Raw genomic sequence first — 6,273 nt, 5'->3', positions numbered from 1 at the left:
AAGATATTTTAGGTGGTTATAGCACAAGGGTTCCACCTCTTCCCATTCCGAACAGAGAAGTTAAGCCTTGTCACGCCGATGGTACTGCATACCCGTGGGAGAGTAGGTAGCCGCCTTTTTAAGAAGAGAGAGTCATAGGATTAGTCCTAATGACTCTCTCTTTTATTGTTTATATAGGTCATGATAAGCCTTAATATAAATCAATTATTTAGCTGTCTCTTATTATAAAATGGCATTATTATTAAACTATAATACCTAAGCACTTGTTACCTATGATATTAGTGAGATTGTATTACTGAATATTTAAATAGATATATTATGGGTAGAAAAGTAGCTAGTCAACTCGTTGAAAACTTAAAACATGCAGGTATCAAGCATATTTATGCTGTTACTGGCGATAGTCTTAATGAAGTAAATGATGCTGTACGTAAAGATGGCGATGTGAAATGGATTCACGTACGACATGAAGAAGCTGGTGCTTATGCAGCAATGGCTGAAGCAGAGCTTAATGGTATTGGTTGTTGTGCAGGGAGTAGTGGCCCTGGTCACGTTCACCTAATTAATGGTCTGTATGATGCTCAACGTTCTAATGCTTCGGTATTGGCTATTGCATCTACTTGCCCTACATACGAAATAGGTACTTCTTATTTCCAAGAAACTAGTCCTATGAAATTGTTTGAAGATTGCAGTGGCTATAACCAACTTGCTTCTACTCCTCAGCAATTTGCTCGTATGATTCAATCGGCAGTGCAACATGCAATTGCTAAAAAAGAGGTTGCTGTAATCGGTTTACCTGGTGATGTAGCTGCAGATAAAGCTGTGGATAGCTTAACTGCTACTTACTCATTGCCAGTTAAATCAATATTTAGACCTACTGACGATGAACTACAGAAATTAGCTAATCTTATCAATGAATCAAAGAAGGTAACGCTTTATTGTGGTATTGGTGTAGCTGGTGCTCATGCAGAACTCATTCAGTTAGCTGATAAAATCAAATCTCCTATTGGCTATAGCTTTAGAGGTAAGATGGTTGTTCAACACGATAATCCTTATGAGGTGGGTATGACTGGTCTTTTGGGATTACCTTCAGCTTATGCAGCTATGCATGATGCCGATTTATTAGTCTTGATTGGAACGGATTTCCCTTACCAAGGGTTTATGCCAACCAAATGTAAGATTGCCCAGATTGACAATCGCCCAGAGCGAATTGGTCGTCGTGCTAAAGTCGAATTAGGATTAGCTGGAGATTCTAAAGATACTCTTGCTGCCCTACTTCCTTTGATTGAAACTAAATCGGACGATAGCTTCCTTGAAAAACAACTTAAAATATATGCTAAGGTTAAAGAGAATTTAGCCAACGCAGCCGAACATAAAGGTACCGAGAATAATATCTCACCAGAGTTCGTAGCTTCAACAGTAAACAAACTTGCTGATGATGACGCAATCTTCACAGTTGATACTGGTATGTGTTGCGTTTGGGGGGCTCGTTATTTACAAGCTACCGGTAAACGACAAATGCTTGGATCGTTTAGTCATGGTTCTATGGCCAATGCCATGCCTATGTCTATTGGTGCATCAATTGCTCGTCCAAACCAACAAGTAATCGCTTTTTGTGGTGATGGTGGTATCTCCATGTTGCTTGGCGACTTGGCTACTATCGTACAATATAAACTTCCAGTTAAATTAGTAGTTTTCGATAACCGTTCACTCGGTATGGTTAAACTAGAAATGCAAGTTGCTGGTTTACCCGATAGTCAAACACAAATGTTTAACCCTGACTTTGCAGCTGTTGCTCGCGCCATGGGAATGAAAGCTTACGCTGTTTCTCACCCCGATGAATTGGAAGATACCATGAAACGTGCCTTGGAAGAAGAAGGTCCAGTATTGGTGTCTGTAATGACAGATGAAAATGCTTTGGCAATGCCTCCTAAAATTGAATTCGAACAAATGAAAGGCTATGCTGAATCTATGATCAAACTTGTGATGGCAGGTAGAATAGACGATGTCCTTGATACGGCTAAGTCTAACTTAAAGCATTTGCGTGATTTCTTATAATCCTATCTATTGATAGTGGGATACTAATAGACGGTGAGGAAGTATTTCCTCACCGTTCTTATTCTATTTCTGCAGCTCTTGAGTTAGTCTTTATTTTTATTGGTGTTATTGCTTTCTAGAAGTTAAGAGGTTCTTTATCTTTGCAACTATTATGAAACTACCCACTGTTGGATTAATCTCCGTAAGAGATTCTAAATTGCTACTGGCTTATAGCAAAAATAAAAAAGCTTGGTACCTGCCAGGAGGTAAGGTAGATCAAGGCGAATCTTTAGCTGATGCTTTGAAGCGAGAAATAAAAGAAGAATTATCAGTTGCCCTTGATATGGATGATGTAGAATATTACTGTCATATTACAGCACAAGCTTATGGCGAAACTGAAGGAATTATCATGGAGCAAGAGTGTTATCTATATCCTTTAGCTGAGTTTAAAGCTGCTCATGAGATAGGAGGGCTACGGTACTTTAGTTATGATGAGTATAGACAAGAGCCCGTTCAGGTTGTTGGGGTTCTGATGGTTTATGATAATCTTGTAAGAGATAAACTGATATAAAAGATAAAGCTCAAAGTGGAATTTCACTCTGAGCTTTGCTGTTTTAGCGAACTGCTATAACTTCTATTTCAACTAATGCACCTTTAGGCAATGCTTTGACAGCAAAGGCTGATCGTGCAGGGTAAGTACCTTCAAATTGTTGAGTATATACCTCATTCATCTGTGCAAAGTCGTTCATGTCGGCCAGTAGAACGGTCGTTTTTACGATATGTTCTGTGGTAAGCCCTACTTCAGCTAATATGGCTTTAATATTATTGAACGAAGCTTGAGTTTGCTCTTTAATACCACCCGCTGGAAATTCACCTGTTGCCACATCTATGGGTAGTTGCCCCGAGATATAGATTGTGTTATTTACTTCTATGGCTTGGCTATAAGGTCCAATTGCAGCTGGTGCTTTGGGAGTTGAAATAATCTTTTTCATAATTATCCTGTCTAAATAAATTAATAAGCCTAATTTACTTATTATCACCTAGAGTCAAATCATAGAAGCAAGTTTTTTATTGCCTTACCCTCAGATTTTATCGAGATTAGTTCTTTCTAAGCTTGAATAAGAACTCTAAACCACCCTCTTTTCTGTTCTTTGCAATGATAGAGCCTTTGTGAATCTGAATTGCGTTCTTCACAATTGATAGCCCGAGGCCTGTTCCGCCAGTCTTGCGTGTTCTACCACTTGATACGCGATAGAAACGCTCGAACAGTCGTTTTAGGTGAATCTCATCGATAACGCTACTCCCTTCATTGGCATAGGAGAGATAGTAATAAAAATTATCTTCGTTGTACAGGTTAATATGGATATGTGCATTCTCTCCACCATACTTAATTGTATTCTCTACCAAGTTTCTGAATACAGCATAGAGTAGATTCTGATTGCCCTTCATTAGGCAGTTCTCTGGCAGATTATTATAGAAATTAATACCCTTATCAAGTAGGCTTTCCTGATAGTCTTTGTAAACCTGCTGTAGAATTGCATTGAGGTTTACCTCTTCGAAGTCGAACGACTGTGGCACCTCTTCAATAGAAGTAATCATGCTCATATCGTCGATGAGTTGAGTAAGGTTGATTACCTGACTGTAAGCTTTCTCTAAAAAGTATTGATGCTGTTCTGGGGTAAGCTCTTGAGTCTTTACTGTCTCAAGATATCCTCGAATACTGGTGATTGGAGTACGCAGTTCGTGAGCAATATTATTGGTCATCTCTTGTTTGAGTAGTCTAGTTTTCTCTTGATCGGAAATGTCGTTGATGATGATCTCAAAGCTCTTATCTTCAAAAATATTCACGCGTATATTAAACTGCCTGCCTTGTTTAGCAATCTTAGATTCGAAGAAGTTTTGCTCGTTGTTCTCGCTTAAAAAGTCATGAAGTTGTTTGAATTGCGGGTCATGCAGAATAACTCCTGCTCGAGTCGTGTTCTCATCAAGCATAATGTTGAGATAGTGCATGAATAATCCGTTAAAGAATTCCACCTCTCTCGTAGGGGTGAAGAAGCATATTCCCTCTTGAGAAGAGTGTATATGCTGAAGTAGTTTCTCTCGTTCGAGCGCTATTTGAGCTTTGCTATGCTCTAAGTCACGGTAGTTCTCAACGACTTTATAGGCTACTTCACCTAGCTCGTCTTGCGGAAAGCTATTGACTAATTCTTCGTTGAGTTTGCTAGGATGTCGTGTGAAGTCCCGAAGCTCCCGTATGGATTGTGATAATCTCTTAGAGAGTATGTGGATGCTGTATAATGCGATTACAAACAAGACAATGATAAAGTATAGGAAGATATTATCGGTCTTGAGAATCTCCTTTAACTGCATATTGTAGGGCAGTGCTACCCGAATGTAGAACGATTGGTATTGTTTGGCAAAGTAGAGGTATTGCTCTTCGTTGGTCATGGATGTTCGGATGTCTCGCCCTTTGCCACTTTGTGTTGCTTGTATCACTTCGGGTCGTTGGATATGGTTATCCATTTGTGCCGTATCGAGCTGTATATTGTCGTAGGCAACCTGACCGTTGGAGTCTAAAATTGTGATTCGAAGGTTTTGAGGAAACAGAAAGAGCAGGCTATCTATTGAAGCTTTATCAAATCCACCCTTTTTCTGGATGGATCTATAAAGTGTAGTAGCGTAAACATCAAGTTGACCCTCGATAGATTCTACGCGAGCTCGTTTCGATTCTGAAAACTCGAAAAGCACGATGCTTCCAGCAAAAAGAGTTAGTAAGAAGAAAGCGTATAAAAATATCTTACGCTTATAACTTATTTTCATTCATCACTAATATTAAATCGGTAACCATATCCCGATCGGCTTGTAATTAAGCTTGCATGTTCTTTCATCTTTTTACGAAGACGTGTGATGTGCACATCAACCGTTCGCTCAGTAATGTAGGGTGTTTCGACCCAAACTACATTGATGATGTCTTCACGGGAGAATATGCGTGTCGGGTTATTTGCTAGCAAAGCTAATATTTCAAACTCAGTTTTAGTCAGATTTATAAGCTCTTTATCAATAAAAAGTTCTTTACTAGCCAAATCAATCACCAAACTATCAAACTCTAAACTTGTGGCTGTTTTCTCTTTTTTAGTAATCGATTCTGATCGCTTTAGCAAGGCTTTGATTCGTGCAATAACTTCTTTAACCGAGAATGGTTTGGCTATGTAGTCGTCTGCACCAACAGAGAAGCCTGTTAGCATATCATTTTCTGTTCGCTTGGCTGTCAAGAATATAATAGGAATTTGATTGCCTTCGTTTCGGAGCTTTTCAGCCATTTTGTAACCAGACATCCCCTCCATCATTATATCTAAGAGTATTAAGGAGAGGTCGGGTGTGACTAGTTCTAAAGCTTCTTCAGCCGAATATGCTGTTTTGACATCAAGACCTTCGTTGCTGAGGTTGAAGCTTAGAATTTCACATATATCTGGTTCGTCGTCGACAATTAATATTTTTGGCTTAATATTCATAGTTTGATTTTATTGATTCCGATACTAGAGTGAGGTCTATTGTTTATCTACACTCTTTTTGGGGTTGGTGTGCTTAAGAACTTTTGCATCTATATAAAACACAATCTCTTCAACAATGTTGCTGCAATGGTCTCCCATGCGCTCTAACTTACGTAAAATAAGCAATGTCTTTAAGCTATAAACGCCTTTCTCTGGGTTTGCTAGGATGTAGTTTGACAGAATCGGCAATGCATCGTAGTAAAGTTGATCGACCTTATCGTCAGTAGCCAAAATCTTACCTGAAAGCTTTGTATTTTCGGTGTCGAATGCAATATAGCATTCCATCAACATGGTGATTACCGTGTCAAATACGGTCTCTATTTGTAGTTCTTCGGCAAGTGCTGTGTCTATCTTAGGGTAGTCCTCATCCAAAATTTGGCGGGCTATGCTTTCGGCAAAGTCTCCAATGCGCTCCAATGTATTGACAATCTTAAGTAGTGAAAGAATCAAACGCAAATCAATGGCTACAGGAGCATAAAGTGCTATATAGTTTTCGCAATCGCTGTCTATTTTTGAATCGTAAGCGTTGACTCTCTTTTCTCTACTGATGATTTCGAATGCTAATTCTCTATCGTAGCTGAGGTAGCAAAGCTTGGCTTTCTCGATTTGAGATAAAACTAATTTCCACATTTCATCTGTTTCTGTGCGAAGCGCTTGTAATTCTAATTCTGTTGGTTTCATATTCATA

Annotated in this window: 6 protein-coding genes and 1 rRNA gene; 3 read left to right on the top strand and 4 right to left on the bottom strand. The window is 39.0% G+C overall.

Going from position 1 to position 6,273, the window contains the following annotated elements:
- Positions 1 to 8 precede the first annotated feature (8 nt).
- The 3 genes from rrf (at position 9) to B091_RS0101750 (ending at position 2,605) form a co-directional block, all read left to right on the top strand.
- A 5S ribosomal RNA gene (rrf, locus tag B091_RS0101760) occupies positions 9 to 119 on the top strand.
- 199 nt (positions 120 to 318) lie between these two features.
- A complete protein-coding gene (locus B091_RS0101755) occupies positions 319 to 2,055 on the top strand; it encodes a ubiquinone-dependent pyruvate dehydrogenase (RefSeq protein WP_018108288.1) in 1,737 nt (578 codons plus the stop codon).
- A gap of 151 nt (positions 2,056 to 2,206) precedes the next feature.
- Complete coding sequence (locus tag B091_RS0101750) at positions 2,207 to 2,605, top strand: NUDIX hydrolase (RefSeq protein ID WP_018108287.1); 399 nt, start codon at positions 2,207 to 2,209, stop codon at positions 2,603 to 2,605.
- Between the two features lie 43 nt (positions 2,606 to 2,648).
- On the opposite strand, the gene B091_RS0101745 is transcribed toward B091_RS0101750, so the two are convergent.
- The 4 genes from B091_RS0101745 to phoU all read right to left on the bottom strand — a co-directional run bounded on the left by B091_RS0101745 (position 2,649) and on the right by phoU (position 6,266).
- Entirely contained in the window at positions 2,649 to 3,026 is a 378-nt protein-coding gene (locus B091_RS0101745; protein ID WP_018108286.1) for a RidA family protein, read from the bottom strand.
- A gap of 106 nt (positions 3,027 to 3,132) precedes the next feature.
- Positions 3,133 to 4,854 (bottom strand): sensor histidine kinase, encoded by a 1,722-nt coding sequence (locus tag B091_RS0101740; protein ID WP_018108285.1) that lies wholly within the window; start codon positions 4,852 to 4,854, stop codon positions 3,133 to 3,135.
- Positions 4,851 to 5,546, bottom strand: coding sequence for a two-component system response regulator PhoB (locus B091_RS0101735; RefSeq protein WP_018108284.1), 696 nt, complete (start codon positions 5,544 to 5,546; stop codon positions 4,851 to 4,853). The genes B091_RS0101740 and B091_RS0101735 overlap by 4 nt, the downstream gene beginning before the upstream one ends.
- 36 nt (positions 5,547 to 5,582) lie before the next feature.
- Positions 5,583 to 6,266, bottom strand: a complete 684-nt coding sequence (gene phoU, locus B091_RS0101730; protein WP_018108283.1) for a phosphate signaling complex protein PhoU — start codon at positions 6,264 to 6,266, stop codon at positions 5,583 to 5,585.
- Positions 6,267 to 6,273 lie beyond the last annotated feature (7 nt).

Origin of the sequence: Bacteroides propionicifaciens DSM 19291 = JCM 14649, from assembly GCF_000375405.1 — a bacterium.
Classification (GTDB): domain Bacteria; phylum Bacteroidota; class Bacteroidia; order Bacteroidales; family Bacteroidaceae; genus Bacteroides_E; species Bacteroides_E propionicifaciens.
This window is presented reverse-complemented; position numbering and strand designations above follow the sequence as displayed.

Coding starts and splice junctions, on each gene's coding strand:
- B091_RS0101740 (WP_018108285.1), bottom strand. CDS start 4,854: ATGAAAATAAGTTATAAGCGTAAGATATTTTTATACGCTTTCTTCTTA.
- phoU (WP_018108283.1), bottom strand. CDS start 6,266: ATGAAACCAACAGAATTAGAATTACAAGCGCTTCGCACAGAAACAGAT.
- B091_RS0101735 (WP_018108284.1), bottom strand. CDS start 5,546: ATGAATATTAAGCCAAAAATATTAATTGTCGACGACGAACCAGATATA.
- B091_RS0101755 (WP_018108288.1), top strand. CDS start 319: ATGGGTAGAAAAGTAGCTAGTCAACTCGTTGAAAACTTAAAACATGCA.
- B091_RS0101750 (WP_018108287.1), top strand. CDS start 2,207: ATGAAACTACCCACTGTTGGATTAATCTCCGTAAGAGATTCTAAATTG.
- B091_RS0101745 (WP_018108286.1), bottom strand. CDS start 3,026: ATGAAAAAGATTATTTCAACTCCCAAAGCACCAGCTGCAATTGGACCT.